We start from the raw sequence: 17,817 nt of genomic DNA, 5'->3' as shown, positions 1-17,817 counted from the left end.
GGCCAGCACGCATACTGCTGGCCTTTCTGATGAACAGGTCGGCTCAGCCGATGTGAAAAAAATAAGATCGTGGAGAACAACATGAGCGCAAATGCGGAGACTCAAACCCCGCAGCAACCGGTTAAGAAGAATGGCAAACGTAAAAGTATGCTGCTCCTTCTGACCTTGCTCTTTATTATCATTGCCGTGGCATATGGGATTTATTGGTTTTTAGTACTACGTCATTACGAAGATACTGACGATGCGTACGTGGCAGGGAACCAGGTTCAAATCATGGCGCAGGTATCAGGCAGCGTGACGAAAGTCTGGGCTGATAACACTGACTTTGTTAAACAAGGCGATGTGCTGGTTACTCTCGATCAGACGGATGCTAAGCAGGCATTCGAAAAAGCCAAAACGGCATTGGCTTCCAGCGTGCGCCAGACGCACCAACTGATGATCAACAGTAAGCAGTTACAGGCTAGCATTGAAGTGCAGAGAACCGCGCTGGCGCAGGCACAAAGCGACTTTAATCGCCGCGTCCCGCTGGGCAACGCCAACCTGATTGGCCGCGAAGAGCTGCAACATGCGCGAGATGCCGTTGCCAGCGCTCAGGCGCAGCTTGATGTCGCTATCCAGCAATATAATGCTAACCAGGCAATGATTCTCGGCAGCAAGCTGGAAGATCAGCCCGCCGTACAACAGGCCGCCACCGAAGTGCGCAACGCCTGGCTGGCGTTGGAACGTACCAGAATCGTCAGTCCAATGACCGGCTATGTTTCCCGTCGTGCCGTACAGCCTGGCGCGCAAATCAGCCCAACCACGCCGCTGATGGCAGTTGTTCCGGCCACCAACCTGTGGGTCGATGCTAACTTTAAAGAAACGCAGCTAGCGCACATGCGTATCGGCCAGCCTGCGACGGTTATCAGTGATATTTACGGCGATGACGTGAAATACACCGGTAAAATTGTTGGCCTTGATATGGGTACGGGCAGCGCCTTCTCCCTGCTGCCTGCGCAAAACGCAACCGGTAACTGGATCAAAGTCGTCCAGCGTCTGCCGGTACGTATCGAACTGGATGCGCAGCAGCTGGCGCAACATCCGTTGCGGATCGGTTTGTCCACGCTGGTTACGGTAGATACCTCCAATCGTGACGGACAGATTCTGGCAAGCCAGGTCCGCACCACGCCGGTATCAGAAAGTAATGCACGTGAAATCAACCTTGCTCCGGTCAATAAAATGATCGAAGAGATCGTGCGGGCCAACGCGGGCTAATTCAAAGGTGCGTGTGATGCAACAGCAAAAACCGCTGGAAGGCGCGCAGCTCGTCATTATGACGATCGCGCTGTCTCTGGCGACATTCATGCAGGTGCTGGACTCCACCATTGCTAACGTGGCGATCCCTACTATCGCCGGGAACCTGGGCTCTTCGCTGAGCCAGGGAACCTGGGTGATCACCTCATTCGGGGTGGCGAACGCTATCTCAATTCCAATCACCGGTTGGTTGGCAAAGCGCTTTGGCGAAGTAAGGCTATTCATGTGGTCAACGACTGCCTTCGTCATTGCGTCATGGGCATGCGGGATGTCCACCAGCCTGAACATGCTGATTTTCTTCCGCGTGGTACAAGGGATTGTCGCCGGTCCACTAATTCCGCTTTCGCAAAGCCTGCTGCTGAATAATTATCCTCCCGCCAAGCGTTCCATTGCCCTCGCGCTGTGGTCGATGACGGTGATTGTCGCCCCAATATGCGGCCCTATTCTTGGGGGCTATATCAGCGACAACTATCACTGGGGTTGGATATTCTTCATCAACGTGCCAATCGGCGCGGCGGTGGTATTGATGACTCTGCAAACTCTACGCGGGCGAGAAACCAAAACCGAGCAGCGACGCATTGACGCCATTGGTTTGGCATTGCTGGTCATTGGTATCGGTAGCTTGCAGATTATGCTCGACCGCGGCAAAGAGCTGGACTGGTTTGCCTCACAGGAGATTATCATCCTGACGGTGGTCGCCGTTGTCGCTATCAGCTTCCTGATCGTCTGGGAGCTTACCGACGAGCACCCGATTGTCGATCTCTCGCTGTTTAAGTCGCGAAACTTTACCATCGGCTGCTTGTGTATCAGTCTGGCCTATATGCTCTACTTCGGCGCAATCGTCCTGCTGCCGCAGCTATTGCAGGAGGTTTACGGATATACGGCAACCTGGGCCGGTCTGGCCTCCGCCCCGGTTGGGGTGATCCCGGTGATCCTGTCGCCGATAATCGGTCGCTTCGCGCATAAGCTGGATATGCGTCGTCTGGTCACGTTCAGTTTTATTATGTACGCCGTCTGTTTCTACTGGCGCGCGTGGACGTTCGAACCGGGTATGGATTTTGGCGCATCGGCCTGGCCGCAGTTTATTCAGGGATTCGCGGTAGCCTGCTTCTTTATGCCGCTGACGACCATTACGCTGTCCGGTTTACCGCCTGAACGTCTGGCGGCGGCGTCCAGCTTGTCTAACTTTACGCGAACGCTGGCAGGTTCTATCGGAACCTCCATCACCACGACAATGTGGACTAACCGTGAGTCGCTACACCATGCGCAGTTAACGGAGTCCGTTAACCCCTACAACCCAAATGCACAGGCAATGTATAACCAACTGCAGGGATTAGGGATGAGCAAGGAGCAAGCCTCTGGCTGGCTGGCCCAACAGATAACCAATCAAGGGCTGATCATTTCCGCCAACGAAATCTTCTGGATGTCAGCGGGGATCTTCCTGGTGCTGCTTGGTCTTGTCTGGTTCGCTAAACCGCCGTTTGGCGCGGGCGGCGGCGCGGGCGGCGCACATTGATCAAAAAAGCCAGTTCAGATGAACTGGCTTTTTTATACCGGCTGGCGCCTATTATTTGTCGACCAGATGAGAAGCGTGAGCTTCACCATCCAGCATGACAACTAAATATGCAGTTCCTGCAGCTTCTCTTTCGGCAGTGCCAGCTCTTCATTGCTGTTCACACGAACATCGTGCTCAAGGATATGACGGGCAATGTCCTGCGCTTCACTGAGAGAGTGCATCTGATACGTGCCGCACTGGTAAATGTTCAGTTCTGGGATCTGGTTTTGATCCTGCACTTTCAGTACGTCAGCCATCGCCGCTTTCCACGCGTCGGCAACACGCTGCTCGTCCGGCGTGCCAATCAGGCTCATGTAGAAGCCGGTGCGGCATCCCATCGGAGAGATATCGATAATCTCAACGCCGTTACCGTTGAGGTGGTTACGCATAAAACCTGCAAACAGGTGTTCCAGCGTATGGATACCTTTCTCAGGCATCACTTCTTTGTTCGGAATGCAGAAACGCAGATCAAACACGGTGATTGCGTCGCCATGCGGGGTATTCATCGTTTTTGCAACCCGGACCGCGGGAGCTTCCATCCGGGTGTGATCGACAGTAAAACTATCTAACAACGGCATTTAGCCACCTCCGATAAATTTTTTAAAAATAATCTGAACTCTTTGTTCCGGGGCGAGTCTGAGTATATGAAAGACGCGCATTTGTTATCATCATCCCTGTTTTCAGAGATGAAATTTTGGCCACTCCCGAGTGGCCTTTTTCTTTTGTATCAAGCGTGCTTTTCCAGCCACACGCTAAACGGCTCGGTATCAGCCGCTTCGATCTCCTGCTGACGACGCTTTGACGCTTCGGTTTCAGCAATAAACTCTTCTTCCTGCAATATTTCCAACGGCTCTTCGCGCAGAAGGTTTCGGTATGCCTCACCCAACGCTTTGCCCGTACCGCCAATGCCTTCATCAATCATAGACCGTAGGATCCGGGCGGAGAATGTCAGTTCAGGATTATCAAAGCAGGCGACCAACTTGTCGCATACCTTTTGATACTCCTCTCCCCCGTGGATGCTGTCCAGCGTTTGTGCTACGCGTTTCAGGTCGCGGAACAAATCTTTACCCACTTCAGGCAGTGGGAACTGCGCTGTCTCACAGCCAATGCCTAAGGTCAGGCCAGGCTTACGCCCTTCCAGAATAACGCGATTCCAGTTAGTACGCGTACATAACAGCTCATCGCTACTCATTTCCGGCGCATCGGCCAATGCGCACCAGACCATAAACAGATCGAGGAAGCGCACCTGTTGCTCGTCTACGCCGATTGGTGAGAACGGGTTAATATCCAGTGAACGTACTTCGATGTACTCAATACCGCCACGCAGAAGCGCGTCAGAAGGCGTTTCACCACGACGAGTGACGCGTTTCGGACGGATAGGCGCATACAGTTCATTTTCAATCTGCAAAACGTTGCTGTTAATTTGCAGACGCTTACCGTCCTTCTCCAGACCGATCGCCGCGTACTCCTCGGAAGGGGTTTTAATCGCGCGCTTTAATCCTGCCACATACTCATGCAAATCGTTAAACGTAATTCCGAGATTGCTTTGCGACTTATTGGTATAGCCCAAATCGCTCAAACGCAGCGACGTCGCGTACGGCAGGTAATACATCCCACAGTCGGTTTTTTCAAACGGCAGGGTGGTCGGTTTTCCTTGCAGGAAGGAGGAACAAATGGCCGGAGAAGCGCCAAACAGATACGGGATGACCCAGCCAAAACGGTAATAGTTACGGATCAGACGGAAATAACCCGCAGAGATCTTCTCTTTAGCATCTTCACCGTCCGTTACGCCGCATTTCGCCTGCCAGAAAGCCATCGGCAGCGAGAAGTTGTAATGTACGCCGGAGATGGTCTGCATCAACGCGCCATAACGGTTTTTGAGGCCTTCGCGATAAAGCGTTTTCAAACGACCGGTATTCGACGTACCGTACTGCGCCAGCTCAATATCCTGACCGTCGGCAATATAGCAAGGCATGCTCAACGGCCACATACGCTCGTCGCCCAGGTTTCTGGCGGTATAACGATGCAGGTCGCGCATGAACGTCAGCATTTTATGAATATCGTCGCCAGGTGGAGTAATAAACTCCAGCAGCGCTTCGGCAAAGTCCGTGGTTATCCACTTATGTGTTAGCGCTGAGCCTAACACCTCAGGATGGCCTGTCGTCGCCAATGACCCATCAGCATTGACGCGCAGCGTTTCACGCTCCAGCCCACGTTGAATCCCCTTTAACGCCTGAGGATGGTTTTCCAGCCAGGCCAGCGCCTGTGATACGTTCGGGATCAAATTGACCTCCCGCCTGTCAAAATCGTTTTAATTAGCATAATGGTATTGGTTACCCTGAAGGCTATCTCACAACACAATTAGTGCCACCACATAATGCCTTGCGTCGTAACCGCTGCGACAACAACATAGCGCAACGCCTTGCCAAGGCATAAGAAAAAGAGAACTGGGCCCCACGAGATGCGCATCCATCCAGCTAACAGGCACAGTAAATCACCCACAACCGGCATCCAGCTTAATAATAGTGTGACAGCGCCATAGCGCCGCAGCCAGCCAGTGGCTTTCTCTTGCCAGCGCGATGTTTTACGCAATGGAAAGAAACGCCCAAGGATAACGTTAGTTAACCCTCCAAGGCTATTACCCATTGTTGCTGTTAAGACTAAGACCCAGGGATGACTTACCCCAGAAATCAGCAAAGCAACCAGAACAACTTCAGAATTGCCGGGTAATAGCGTGGCGCTGAGAAAACTGCTGGCAAACAGTGACAGGAGCGATAGTCCATCACTCACAATAACCGAACATCCACGGCGTCCATCCCCGCTGCGCTCGCCGCCTGCAGTCCAAAATCGGCATCTTCAAACACGACGCAGCGCGCCGGAACAACCCCCATTCGCTCAGCACAAAGCAAGAACGTATCAGGAGCAGGCTTATGGCGTTGTACGTGATCGGCGGCTACCACAGCATCAAAATAGCGACGCAGACCAAGGTGAGCGAGCAGAGCCTCTGCAATTGCGCTTTCACTCCCCGTCCCTACCGACATAGGACGGCGGCCATACCAGGCTTTCACCACTTCAACCAACGGTAAAGGCTGGACGCTATCCAGCAGCATGCTTTTTACCTTGTCCGTTTTTTCTCGTGCCAAAACATGGGGGTCAAGATCGGCATGATTCAATTCAATCACCGCCTGGGCAATACGCCACGTTGGAGAGCCGTTGAGGGCAACCATGGCTTGTTCATCAAACCGTAGCCCATAATGGCCCAATACCTCATGCCACGCCTTACGGTGCGTAGGTTCGGTATCCAGGATGGTGCCATCCATATCAAAAATCAAACCCGCATAACGTTCGTACATCGTCTTCTCACAAGCCGAATGACCAGACGTTATTTTATCGTAATTGATTGATTTTGTCGCTGACAGCGAATTGAGGGATGTTCAGGGAGTATGTGGAAATGATTCATGAGGGGGAAAGTGCTGGCGATTATCTCGGAGAAGATGGTGCATCCGGGAGGATTCGAACCTCCGACCGCTCGGTTCGTAGCCGAGTACTCTATCCAGCTGAGCTACGGATGCATCGGGAATTGCTGATTACTACTGATACGGCAAAGAAGATGGTGCATCCGGGAGGATTACTCGGCTGCGCCTCGCCCTGCGGGCCGTTGCTGAAGCAACGTTATCCTCCCTGGTGCTGGCGATTATCTCGCAGACCATGCAACAACAGTTTCGCTGTTATTCAGGAGAAGATGGTGCATCCGGGAGGATTCGAACCTCCGACCGCTCGGTTCGTAGCCGAGTACTCTATCCAGCTGAGCTACGGATGCATCGGAAAACTTGCTTTACTGCCGATATTGATATCGTAATAAACGATATCAAGTAAGAGATGGTGCATCCGGGAGGATTACTCGGCTGCGCCTTGCCCTTCGGGTCGTTGCTGAAGCAACGCTATCCTCCCTGGTGCTGGCGATTATCTCGCAGACCATGAAACAACAGTTGCGCTGTTATCTCGGAGAAGATGGTGCATCCGGGAGGATTCGAACCTCCGACCGCTCGGTTCGTAGCCGAGTACTCTATCCAGCTGAGCTACGGATGCATCGGGAAACTTACTTTACTGCAGATTTGATGTCGCTGCTAAAGCGCTATCAAGTAATATGGTGCATCCGGGAGGATTACTCGGCTGCGCCTCGCCCTGCGGGCCGTTGCTGAAGCAACGTTATCCTCCCTGGTGCTGGCGATTATCTCGCACACCATGAAACAACAGTTTAGCTGTTATCTCGGAGAAGATGGTGCATCCGGGAGGATTCGAACCTCCGACCGCTCGGTTCGTAGCCGAGTACTCTATCCAGCTGAGCTACGGATGCAAATGGCGGTGAGGCGGGGATTCGAACCCCGGATGCAGCTTTTGACCGCATACTCCCTTAGCAGGGGAGCGCCTTCAGCCTCTCGGCCACCTCACCAACACGCCTCTTACGAGTGCTTCGAAGAACTTGTTTCTGCTCATCGTCGCTGCGTGGCGCACATATTACTTTCTGGGACTTATAAGTCAAACAATTTTTCCAGAGCTTTTATCGTTTGCACATTTCACGCGCAATTAGTCTGCAAAAACGGCAAAAAGAGTGTTTTATCAACAGATAAATTGGCAGTTTCCGCAGACAATGAACAAACAGAAAATTCGCCGGGAACGACAATGTGCGTATGGGAAAAGAGAAAATGGGGGGAGTGAAGCAGAAAAGCGAAGAAAGAGGACAACTCAATCAGGTTGCGCCTCACCAGAATGGTGAGACGCGAAAACCTTAATAACTGGACTGCTGGGATTTTTCAGCCTGGATACGCTGGTAGATCTCTTCACGATGGACAGAAACTTCTTTCGGGGCGTTTACGCCAATGCGTACCTGGTTGCCCTTCACCCCTAAAACTGTCACGGTGACCTCATCGCCTATCATGAGGGTCTCACCAACTCGACGAGTCAGAATCAGCATTCTTTGCTCCTTGAAAGATTAAAAGAGTCGGGTCTCTCTGTATCCCGGCATTATCCATCATATAACGCCAAAAAGTAAGCGATGACAAACACCTAAGTGTAAGCAGTCACGGCATCACATTCTGTTAAACCTAAGTTTAGCCGATATACACAACTTCAACCTGACTTTATCGTTGTCGATAGCGTTGATGCAAACGCTGCGGATTGAAGCCCGCAGCGTCGACTTACGCTTATAATTATTACAGTTTTGCGCTGACCCAGCCTTTCACACTGGCTAACGCTGCAGGCAGAGCCGCTGCATCCGTACCACCGGCTTGCGCCATGTCCGGACGACCACCACCCTTACCGCCTACCTGCTGAGCGACCATACCAACCAGTTCCCCTGCTTTCACTCGGTCTGTCACATCCTTAGACACACCAGCAATCAGAGAAACCTTACCTTCAACTACCGTTGCCAGAACGATAACAGTAGACCCCAGTTGATTTTTCAGATCATCAACCATGGTACGCAACATTTTCGGCTCAACGTCCGCAAGTTCACTGACCAGCAGCTTCACGCCGTTGATATCAACCGCTTTGCTGGAGAGATTTGCACTCTCCTGCGCCGCAGCCTGTTCCTTCAATTGCTGCAATTCTTTTTCGAGTTGACGCGTACGTTCCAGTACAGAACGCACTTTATCACCGATATTCTGGCTATCGCCTTTCAGCAGCTGCGCGATATCGCTTAAGCGGTCGCTCTCAGCATGCACGGTTTGGATAGCGCCTTCACCGGTTACGGCTTCGATACGACGAACGCCCGCCGCCGTGCCTGACTCAGACACAATGCGGAACAGACCGATATCCCCCGTACGGCTGGCGTGAGTACCGCCACACAGTTCGGTGGAGAAATCGCCCATACTCAGAACGCGCACATGGTCATCATATTTCTCGCCAAACAGCGCCATTGCGCCTTTGGCTTTCGCCGCTTCCAGATCCATGATGTTCGTTTCAATCGGCAGGTTGCGACGAATTTGCGCATTCACCAGATCTTCAACGGCACGGATTTCAGCAGGCTTCATGGCTTCGGTATGAGAGAAGTCGAAACGCAGCACTTTATCGTTAACCAGCGAGCCTTTCTGTGCCACATGCGTGCCCAATACCTGGCGCAGCGCCGCGTGCATCAGGTGCGTTGCGGAGTGATTCAAGCGGATACGCGCACGACGCGCTTCATCCACATCAGCCTGTACTGCATCGCCTATTTTCAGAGAACCCGCAGACAGTTTGCCGATATGACCAATCGCCTGGCCATATTTTTGCGTGTCACTCACGGCAAACGCAAAGCCCGCACCTTTCAGTTCGCCCTTGTCGCCAACCTGACCACCAGATTCCGCATAGAACGGCGTCTGATCCAGTACAACAACAGCGTCCTGACCGGCGTTAATGGCGTCTACCGCTTTACCATCGACAAACAGCGCAGTCACTTTGCCGTTCAGCTCAAGATGCTCATACCCTTTAAATTCTGAAGCGCCATCAACGCGAATCATCGCATTGTAGTCTGCGCCAAAACCGCTGGCTTCACGCGCACGACGGCGCTGTTCTTCCATTGCGGCTTCAAAGCCCGCCTCGTCAACCTTGATGTTGCGCTCGCGGCAAACGTCTGCCGTCAGGTCAACCGGGAAGCCGTATGTGTCATACAGACGGAAGGCGGTTTCGCCATCCAGCGTATCACCCGTCAGTTTTGCCAGCTCTTCGTCCAGCAGTGCCAGACCACGTTCCAGCGTACGAGCGAACTGTTCTTCTTCGGTTTTCAGAACCTGTTCAACCATTGCCTGTTGACGCTTCAGCTCTTCACCTGCAGACCCCATGACTTCCACCAACGGACCAACCAGCTTGTAGAAGAAGGTATCCTTCGCGCCCAGCATGTTGCCATGACGTACCGCGCGGCGAATGATACGGCGCAGCACATAGCCACGGTTTTCATTCGACGGGACAACGCCATCGGCAATCAGGAATGCACAAGAACGGATATGGTCGGCGATAACGCGCAGCGACTTGTTGCTCAGATCGGTCGCACCAGTAACTTTCGCGACGGATTCAATCAGTGAGCGGAACAGGTCAATTTCATAGTTGGAGTTAACGTGTTGCAGCACGGCCGCAATACGCTCCAGCCCCATACCGGTATCCACGGACGGCTTCGGCAGCGGTTCCATGGTGCCGTCAGCCTGACGGTTGAACTGCATGAAGACGATGTTCCAGATCTCAATGTAGCGATCGCCATCTTCTTCTGCGCTTCCCGGAGGGCCGCCCCAAATGTGGTCGCCGTGGTCGTAGAAAATTTCGGTGCACGGACCGCAAGGACCGGTATCACCCATTTGCCAGAAGTTGTCGGAAGCATAGGCCGCGCCTTTGTTATCACCAATGCGGATGATACGCTCGCGCGGAATACCAACTTCTTTTTCCCAAATTTCATAGGCTTCATCGTCAGTTTCATAGACGGTGACCCACAGACGTTCTTTTGGCAGGGCAAACCAGTTTTCACCGGTCAGCAGTTCCCATGCGAATTGAATGGCGTCGTGTTTGAAATAATCGCCGAAGCTGAAGTTGCCCAGCATTTCGAAGAAGGTATGGTGACGTGCAGTGTAACCGACGTTTTCCAGGTCGTTGTGCTTACCGCCCGCACGTACACAACGCTGCGAGGTGGTTGCGCGGGAATAATTACGCTTGTCGAGGCCAAGGAAAACATCCTTGAACTGGTTCATCCCGGCGTTGGTAAACAACAAAGTAGGGTCATTGTTTGGTACCAGGGAGCTGCTGGCAACTACCTGATGTCCTTTACTATGGAAAAAATCGAGAAACGCCTGACGGATCTCAGCGGTGCTCTTGCTCATAATTATCCTGAAGAAATCAAGCTAACGAAATGTCATTACCAGCATCGGCAGCAAACTGCGCCTCTGGCAATCGAAAAGTGGGAATAAGATAAGTTTTCTTTACTGGGAAGTAAAATCCCGTATGCGCTCAATCGTCAAAATTTCGCCATATTGCCTGAATATCTTCCATCAGATAGCCACGATAGAGCAAAAAACGCTGGACCTTTACCTTATCTGAAAAATCGACTGGTAAAGGTTCACCGTATTTCCTGATTGCCTGCTCGCGCGCAAGCACTGCCCAGTCAATTTCACACTCACGCATGGCGCGCTCAATAGCCTCACGCGAGATTCCTTTCTGGCTGAGTTCCTGCCGCACTCGCGCAGGCCCATAACCTTTGCGGCTACGGCTGGCAATAAACTGCTGAACGAAGCGGTCATCATCCAGATAATGACTTTCAATGCACCAGGCAATGACCTTGTCGTAATCTTCCGGGGAAGCATCAATGTCTTCCGGCCCTTGTTTGCCCATCACCGGCGCGGCCAGCTTCCGCCGTAGTTCCTGCTCGCTGTGATCGCGCATTGCCAGAATACGCACGGCGCGGTCAAGCAGTCGGGAATAAGCGGATCGGCGGGAAGTTGCATCTGTCATAGTGAACCTTCAGAAATGCAAAAGGGCTGCATGATATGCAGCCCTTTACTGTATGCGATGTAAAACAGATTATCAGAAATCTTCGTTCGTTTCTGCTACGTCTGCACCACCGTCATCAACGGAGAAATCTGGCGTTGAATCCTGGTTATTGAGCAGTAACTCGCGCAATTTCTTCTCAATCTCTTTTGCGGTTGCCGGGTTTTCTTTCAGCCAGTTGGTCGCATTCGCTTTACCCTGACCGATTTTCTCACCGTTATAGCTGTACCATGCACCGGCTTTTTCAATCAGCTTCTCTTTCACGCCCAGGTCAACCAGTTCACCATAGAAGTTGATACCTTCACCGTACAGAATCTGGAATTCAGCCTGTTTAAACGGCGCGGCGATTTTGTTTTTCACGACCTTAACGCGGGTTTCGCTACCAACCACGTTGTCGCCCTCTTTCACTGCGCCAATACGGCGAATGTCCAGGCGCACGGAGGCATAGAATTTCAGCGCGTTACCACCGGTAGTGGTTTCCGGGTTACCGAACATAACGCCAATTTTCATACGGATCTGGTTGATGAAAATCAGCAGCGTGTTGGACTGCTTCAGGTTACCGGCCAGCTTACGCATCGCCTGGCTCATCATACGCGCCGCAAGACCCATGTGAGAGTCGCCAATCTCGCCTTCGATTTCCGCTTTCGGCGTCAGCGCCGCCACGGAGTCGACAACGATAACGTCAACCGCACCGGAACGCGCCAGCGCATCACAGATTTCCAGCGCTTGTTCACCGGTATCCGGCTGGGAACACAGCAGGTTGTCGATATCAACGCCAAGCTTACGGGCATAGACGGGATCCAGCGCGTGTTCCGCATCAATGAACGCACAGGTTTTACCTTCGCGCTGAGCGGCGGCAATAACCTGCAGCGTCAGCGTCGTTTTACCGGAAGATTCAGGCCCGTAGATTTCGACGATACGGCCCATTGGCAAACCGCCCGCGCCTAATGCGATGTCCAGAGAAAGCGAACCGGTGGAGATGGTTTCCACATCCATGGAACGGTCTTCACCCAGGCGCATGATGGAGCCTTTACCGAATTGCTTTTCGATCTGACCCAGCGCTGCCGCCAACGCTTTCTGTTTGTTTTCGTCGATAGCCATTAATTACTCCTGTCATGCCGCTTTCGGGGTAAACCGCGAAACGTGAAAGATAATGTTCTGTTGAGGCAATTATACTGTATGCTCATACAGTATCAAGTATTTTGTAGAAATTGTTGCCACAGGGTTTGTAACGCATAGGCAGTCGCCTGCCGACGTACCGCATCGCGATCGCCGCTGAAACATTCCCGGCGGGTAATCCCCTCACCGCTTGCGCTGGCAAAGGCAAACCATACCGTACCCACAGGCTTTTCCTCACTGCCGCCATCCGGCCCCGCAATACCGCTGATCGAGACCGCGAAATGCGCGCGGGCCGCTTTTAGAGCACCAATCGCCATTTCCACGACGACAGGCTCACTCACCGCGCCATGCTGGGCCAGCGTCTCTTCGCACACGCCAATCATCTGCGCTTTGGCTTCATTGCTGTAGGTCACGAACCCGCGTTCAAACCAGGCGGAACTGCCGGCAATATCCGTAATGGCTTTGGCCACCCAACCGCCGGTGCAGGATTCCGCCGTCGTAACGGTCGCCCCGCGCGCTTTCAGCGCCAGGCCAACCTGCTCGCTTAACTGCATCAGTTCACTGTCGGTCATTTCAGCCTCTGTCAGTTAAAAAAATATGCCGCACAAGATAGCACTTTCACAACCAATGTGGGGATGGGGAGAACGTTTTACGAGGGGGATTCCAAAAATTGATCCGTTGCAAAATAAGACCCGCCGGATGGCGATGTCAGAGCATCTTATCCGGCCTACAAGCAATATCTTATCTGTAGGCCGGTTGGAGCGATTACTGTACGCGCGCCAGCGCTACCGCCTGACCCAATTGCCACACCGCCATCGCGTAGTGGGTACTGTGGTTGTAGCGGGTGATGGTGTAGAAGTTTGGCAGCCCGTACCAGTACTGATAACCGGTGCCAATATCCAGGCGCAGCAGGCTGGCCTGCTGATGATTCCCCAACGACTGCTGCGGCGTCAGACCCGCGGCGGCAAGCTGTGAAATGCTGTACTGGGTTTTAAAGCCGTTCGCCAGCCCAGGCGCCTGACCATTCGCCGGCACCGCGACCGTATCGCCTTTCACCCAGCCGTGGCCTTTGAAATAGTTCGCCACGCTACCGATGGCGTCAACCGGATCCCACAGATTAATGTGCCCATCGCCATTGAAATCGACCGCATATTCTTTATAGGAAGACGGCATAAACTGGCCGTAGCCCATCGCACCGGCGAAGGAACCTTTCAAATCGAGCGGATCATCACTTTCATCTCGCGCCATCAACAGGAAAGTTTCCAGTTCGCCAGAGAAGTATTCCGCACGACGAGGATAATTAAAGGACAGCGTCGCCAGCGCATCCAGAATTCGCGTTTTGCCCATCACGCGGCCCCAGCGCGTCTCTACGCCAATAATACCGACGATGATTTCCGGTGGTACACCGTAGACCTGCCACGCACGGTTCAGGGCATCTTCATATTGATTCCAGAAGGCCACGCCGTTTTGCACGTTATCCGGCGTGATGAACTGCTTGCGATAACGCAGCCACGCGCCGTTAGGTCCGGCTGGAGGTTGAGTCGTCGGCGCCTGACGGTCCATCAAACGCAATACCGAGTCCAGCCGCTTGGCCTGCGACAGGATCTCCTGCAACTGCTGGCGATCAAAGCCATGCTTGTTCACCATCTTCTCGATGAACTGTTGCGCGTTCGGGTTATTGGCAAAATCACCGCCCGTTAGCATGACATTGTGCTGTGGCTCAAGCAGGAAGCCGCCGGAAGGCGTACCCGTAGTCGTTTGAGTCTCTGAAGGTTTAGGTTTGCTGCTACAGGCAGCAAGCAATACGAAAAGGGGAAGTAACGCTACATAACGACGCTTGAACATGAGACATCCATTAAACAAATTCAGCCTGGGAGAAGTATGGTAAAGCATCCTCAGCCATACAAGGAAGCAGTAGTCGCTCTGCTTCACAGAATTTCCCCCCTCTTGCACTTCCGACCGTCATATTTGCGAGCGCTTACGCAATAACTTTCAAATTAAAATATTTACCTTTCATTTTGAGATCAAAATAACACTTTTAAATCTTTCGATCTGATTAAAATTAGTTTCCGTTTGGCAAGATAACTAAAAAACCCTACAGGAGAGAATAATGATCGACACCATCACACTCGGTGCTGAGTGGTTTATCGGGCTGTTCCAGAAAGGCGGAGAGGTGTTTACCGGCATGGTGACCGGTATTCTTCCCCTGCTGATTAGCCTGCTGGTCATCATGAATGCGCTGATTAACTTTATCGGCCAGCAGCGTATTGAACGTTTTGCTCAGCGCTGCGCCGGAAACCCACTGTCCCGCTATCTGCTGCTGCCGTGCATCGGCACATTTGTGTTTTGTAATCCGATGACGCTAAGCCTGGGCCGCTTTATGCCAGAAAAGTACAAGCCCAGCTACTACGCTGCGGCCTCTTATAGCTGCCATTCCATGAATGGCTTATTCCCGCACATCAACCCCGGCGAGCTGTTTGTCTATCTCGGTATCGCCAGCGGCCTGACGACGCTGGGCCTACCGCTTGGCCCGCTGGCGGTGAGCTATTTGCTGGTCGGTCTGGTCACCAACTTCTTCCGCGGCTGGGTAACCGATTTCACCACCGCCATTTTCGAGAAAAAAATGGGCATTCAACTTGAGCAGAAAGTTCATCTGGCGGGAGCAACATCATGACGCGTATTCGTATTGAAAAAGGCACCGGCGGCTGGGGCGGCCCGCTTGAACTGGATGCCGTACCGGGCAAGAAAATTGTCTATATCACTGCAGGGACTCGCCCTGCAATTGTCGACACGCTGGCGAATCTGACCGGTTGGCAGGCCGTTGATGGTTTCAAAGAGGGTGAACCGCCGGAGAGTGAAATTGGCGTGGCGATCATCGACTGCGGCGGCACGCTGCGCTGTGGGATCTATCCCAAACGTCGCATACCCACGGTAAATATTCACGCCACGGGGAAATCCGGTCCACTGGCCCAGTACATTGTCGAAGATATCTATGTCTCTGGCGTGAAAGAAGAAAACATTACTGTTGTCGGTGAAGCATCCATTGCGCCGCAACCTGCAAGCAGCACGATTGGTCGCGATTACGACACCAGTAAAAAGATTACTGAACAAAGCGATGGTCTGTTGGCAAAAGTCGGTATGGGCATGGGGTCAGCCGTTGCTGTCCTGTTCCAGGCTGGTCGCGACACTATTGATACCGTTCTGAAAACCATTCTGCCATTTATGGCGTTCGTCTCGGCGCTGATCGGCATCATCATGGCTTCTGGTCTGGGAGACTGGATAGCCCATGGACTCGCACCGCTCGCCAGCCACCCGCTGGGACTGGTGACGCTGGCGCTGATTTGCTCTTTCCCGCTGCTGTCGCCTTTCCTCGGCCCTGGTGCGGTCATCGCCCAGGTTATCGGGGTGCTGATCGGCGTACAGATTGGCCTAGGGAACATCCCTCCCCATCTGGCGCTACCGGCCTTGTTTGCCATTAATGCGCAAGCCGCATGCGACTTTATTCCTGTGGGGTTATCGCTGGCCGAAGCGCGTCAGGACACGGTCCGCGTCGGCGTGCCATCCGTCCTGGTAAGCCGCTTCCTGACCGGCGCGCCTACCGTTCTCATCGCCTGGTTTGTATCCGGCTTTATTTACCAATAAGAGGCACTCAAAAATGACCGTGATTTATCAAACCACCATCACCCGCATCGGCCAAAGCGCCCCGGACGCACTTTGCGACCAGATGTTAATTACCTTTCGTGAAGGCGCGCCAGCGGATATTGAAGAGTTTTGCTTCATCCATTGCCACGGCGATCTGAACGGTTCTTTGCACGCCGGGATCCAGTTTGAACTGGGCCAGCATCACTACCCGGTCACCGCCGTTGGCAGCGTGGCGGAACAAAACTTACGTGAACTGGGGCATATCACCCTACGTTTTGACGGACTCAGCGAAGCGGAATTTCCTGGCACCGTACATGTGGCGGGCCCTGTACCGGACGATATCGCGCCGGGCTGTATTTTGAAGTTTGTTGCTTAAGATTGAAGGAGAAAAAGATGAATCAGGTTGCCGTTGTCATTGGTGGAGGCCAGACCCTGGGAGCGTTCCTTTGCCGTGGGCTTGCGACAGAAGGATACCGCGTCGCGGTGGTGGATATTCAAAGCGATAAAGCCGCCAACGTCGCGCAGGAGATTAACGCCGAGTTTGGCGCAGGCACAGCGTACGGTTTTGGCGCTGATGCCACCAGCGAACAGAGCGTGCTTGCACTGTCACGCGGAGTGGATGAAATATTTGGTCGCGTCGACCTGCTGGTTTACAGCGCGGGTATCGCTAAAGCCGCGTTCATCAGCGACTTTCAGCTTGGGGATTTCGACCGCTCGCTGCAGGTGAATCTGGTCGGTTACTTCCTCTGCGCCCGTGAATTCTCGCGCCTGATGATCCGCGATGGCGTTCAGGGACGCATTATCCAGATCAACTCCAAATCAGGGAAAGTAGGCAGTAAACACAATTCGGGCTACAGCGCGGCAAAATTTGGCGGCGTGGGTTTAACCCAATCGCTGGCGCTGGATCTGGCGGAATACGGGATTACCGTCCATTCGCTGATGCTCGGCAACCTGTTGAAATCACCGATGTTCCAGTCATTATTACCGCAGTACGCTACCAAACTGGGCCTTAAGCCGGATGAAGTAGAGCAGTATTACATTGATAAGGTTCCGCTCAAACGCGGCTGCGATTATCAGGACGTGCTGAACATGCTGCTGTTTTATGCCAGTTCGAAAGCCTCTTACTGCACCGGACAATCAATTAACGTCACCGGCGGTCAGGTGATGTTCTAAGAGGTATGACTGCCCGGTGGCGCTGTGCTTACCGGGCCTACGAATATTATGTAGGCCGGATTAGGCGCAGCCGTCATCCGGCAAAATCAAAGGAGCGCAGTATGGTTTCCGCACTGATTACCGTCGCCGCCATCGCCTGGTGCCTGCAACTGGCACTTGGTGGCTGGCAAATATCCCGCTTTAACCGCGCGTTCGATAAACTTTGTCAGCGGGGTCTGGTGGGCGTGGGTCGTTCCGGCGGACGGTTTAAGCCGCGCGTGGTCGTCGCCATCGCACTTGATGAGCAACAGCGGGTTACCGATACGTTATTTATGAAAGGTCTTACCGTATTCGCCAGACCCGGCAAAATTGCCACCATAATGGGCAAACATCTTGATGATTTACAGCCTGATGTGATCTTTCCCCATGATCCGTTAGCGCAGAATGCACTATCATTGGCGCTTAAACTGAAACATGGGTAATTTCGTTGTGAATGCTAATAGCTTGCGAAATTATCATTTTGCAACCTAAATAAGTCAGGGTAATCACGC

The 17,817-nt window shown here is 53.0% G+C and carries 17 protein-coding genes and 5 tRNA genes; 7 read left to right on the top strand and 15 right to left on the bottom strand.

Annotation, left to right across the window (positions count from 1 at the left end; translation table 11 throughout):
• Nucleotides 1-81 precede the first annotated feature (81 nt).
• Nucleotides 82-1,254, top strand: coding sequence for a multidrug efflux MFS transporter periplasmic adaptor subunit EmrA (emrA, locus tag AC534G_RS05635; RefSeq protein WP_085048879.1), 1,173 nt, complete (start codon nucleotides 82-84; stop codon nucleotides 1,252-1,254).
• Between the two features lie 16 nt (nucleotides 1,255-1,270).
• Entirely contained in the window at nucleotides 1,271-2,809 is a 1,539-nt protein-coding gene (gene emrB / locus AC534G_RS05630; RefSeq protein WP_069324580.1) for a multidrug efflux MFS transporter permease subunit EmrB, read from the top strand.
• Nucleotides 2,810-2,910: 101 nt separating this feature from the next.
• On the opposite strand, the gene luxS is transcribed toward emrB, so the two are convergent.
• The 15 genes from luxS to mltB form a co-directional block, all read right to left on the bottom strand.
• The gene (luxS, locus tag AC534G_RS05625; protein WP_006687194.1) at nucleotides 2,911-3,426 is read right to left on the bottom strand and encodes an S-ribosylhomocysteine lyase; all 516 of its coding nucleotides are present in this window, start codon (nucleotides 3,424-3,426) and stop codon (nucleotides 2,911-2,913) included.
• A 149-nt stretch (nucleotides 3,427-3,575) separates the two neighbouring features.
• Complete coding sequence (gene gshA / locus AC534G_RS05620; RefSeq protein ID WP_110497054.1) at nucleotides 3,576-5,132, bottom strand: glutamate--cysteine ligase; 1,557 nt, start codon at nucleotides 5,130-5,132, stop codon at nucleotides 3,576-3,578.
• 77 nt (nucleotides 5,133-5,209) lie between these two features.
• Nucleotides 5,210-5,638 carry a YqaA family protein gene (locus AC534G_RS05615; protein ID WP_038633018.1) on the bottom strand — a complete coding sequence of 143 codons (429 nt, stop codon included), beginning with the start codon at nucleotides 5,636-5,638 and terminating at the stop codon, nucleotides 5,210-5,212.
• Entirely contained in the window at nucleotides 5,635-6,201 is a 567-nt protein-coding gene (gene yqaB / locus AC534G_RS05610) for a fructose-1-phosphate/6-phosphogluconate phosphatase (protein WP_087856222.1), read from the bottom strand. Before yqaB ends, AC534G_RS05615 begins: the two co-directional genes overlap by 4 nt.
• 142 nt (nucleotides 6,202-6,343) lie before the next feature.
• Nucleotides 6,344-6,420 (bottom strand) — tRNA-Arg (locus AC534G_RS05605).
• A gap of 171 nt (nucleotides 6,421-6,591) precedes the next feature.
• Nucleotides 6,592-6,668 (bottom strand) — tRNA-Arg (locus AC534G_RS05600).
• 192 nt (nucleotides 6,669-6,860) lie between these two features.
• Nucleotides 6,861-6,937, bottom strand: a tRNA-Arg gene (locus tag AC534G_RS05595).
• 191 nt (nucleotides 6,938-7,128) lie between these two features.
• Nucleotides 7,129-7,205 (bottom strand) — tRNA-Arg (locus AC534G_RS05590).
• 3 nt (nucleotides 7,206-7,208) lie between these two features.
• Nucleotides 7,209-7,301: transfer RNA gene (locus tag AC534G_RS05585), tRNA-Ser, on the bottom strand.
• Between the two features lie 336 nt (nucleotides 7,302-7,637).
• Nucleotides 7,638-7,823, bottom strand: a complete 186-nt coding sequence (csrA, locus tag AC534G_RS05580; protein ID WP_000906486.1) for a carbon storage regulator CsrA — start codon at nucleotides 7,821-7,823, stop codon at nucleotides 7,638-7,640.
• Between the two features lie 238 nt (nucleotides 7,824-8,061).
• Entirely contained in the window at nucleotides 8,062-10,689 is a 2,628-nt protein-coding gene (gene alaS / locus AC534G_RS05575; RefSeq protein ID WP_061382320.1) for an alanine--tRNA ligase, read from the bottom strand.
• A gap of 127 nt (nucleotides 10,690-10,816) precedes the next feature.
• Entirely contained in the window at nucleotides 10,817-11,317 is a 501-nt protein-coding gene (gene recX / locus AC534G_RS05570) for a recombination regulator RecX (RefSeq protein ID WP_085048877.1), read from the bottom strand.
• Between the two features lie 72 nt (nucleotides 11,318-11,389).
• Nucleotides 11,390-12,454, bottom strand: a complete 1,065-nt coding sequence (recA, locus tag AC534G_RS05565) for a recombinase RecA (protein WP_042310549.1) — start codon at nucleotides 12,452-12,454, stop codon at nucleotides 11,390-11,392.
• Between the two features lie 92 nt (nucleotides 12,455-12,546).
• Entirely contained in the window at nucleotides 12,547-13,044 is a 498-nt protein-coding gene (gene pncC, locus AC534G_RS05560) for a nicotinamide-nucleotide amidase (RefSeq protein ID WP_085048876.1), read from the bottom strand.
• A gap of 193 nt (nucleotides 13,045-13,237) precedes the next feature.
• A complete protein-coding gene (gene mltB, locus AC534G_RS05555) occupies nucleotides 13,238-14,317 on the bottom strand; it encodes a lytic murein transglycosylase B (protein WP_038633043.1) in 1,080 nt (359 codons plus the stop codon).
• 265 nt (nucleotides 14,318-14,582) lie between these two features.
• Here mltB and srlA point away from each other — a divergent pair, with 265 nt between their 5' ends.
• The 5 genes from srlA (at nucleotide 14,583) to gutM (ending at nucleotide 17,748) form a co-directional block, all read left to right on the top strand.
• The gene (gene srlA / locus AC534G_RS05550) at nucleotides 14,583-15,146 is read left to right on the top strand and encodes a PTS glucitol/sorbitol transporter subunit IIC (protein ID WP_003825953.1); all 564 of its coding nucleotides are present in this window, start codon (nucleotides 14,583-14,585) and stop codon (nucleotides 15,144-15,146) included.
• Nucleotides 15,143-16,114: a PTS glucitol/sorbitol transporter subunit IIB gene (gene srlE / locus AC534G_RS05545; protein ID WP_069324575.1), complete on the top strand. Its 972-nt coding sequence runs from the start codon at nucleotides 15,143-15,145 to the stop codon at nucleotides 16,112-16,114. The genes srlA and srlE overlap by 4 nt, the downstream gene beginning before the upstream one ends.
• A 13-nt stretch (nucleotides 16,115-16,127) precedes the next feature.
• Nucleotides 16,128-16,490, top strand: a complete 363-nt coding sequence (gene srlB / locus AC534G_RS05540; RefSeq protein ID WP_038633050.1) for a PTS glucitol/sorbitol transporter subunit IIA — start codon at nucleotides 16,128-16,130, stop codon at nucleotides 16,488-16,490.
• 17 nt (nucleotides 16,491-16,507) lie between these two features.
• Nucleotides 16,508-17,287, top strand: coding sequence for a sorbitol-6-phosphate dehydrogenase (gene srlD / locus AC534G_RS05535; RefSeq protein WP_006687183.1), 780 nt, complete (start codon nucleotides 16,508-16,510; stop codon nucleotides 17,285-17,287).
• A gap of 101 nt (nucleotides 17,288-17,388) precedes the next feature.
• A complete protein-coding gene (gutM, locus tag AC534G_RS05530) occupies nucleotides 17,389-17,748 on the top strand; it encodes a transcriptional regulator GutM (RefSeq protein WP_110497052.1) in 360 nt (119 codons plus the stop codon).
• Nucleotides 17,749-17,817: the final 69 nt, after the last annotated feature.

The sequence above is a fragment of the Citrobacter sp. CRE-46 genome (genome assembly GCF_059615875.1).
Note: the sequence above shows the minus strand (reverse complement) of the source record. Positions and strands in the feature narration are given on the sequence as shown.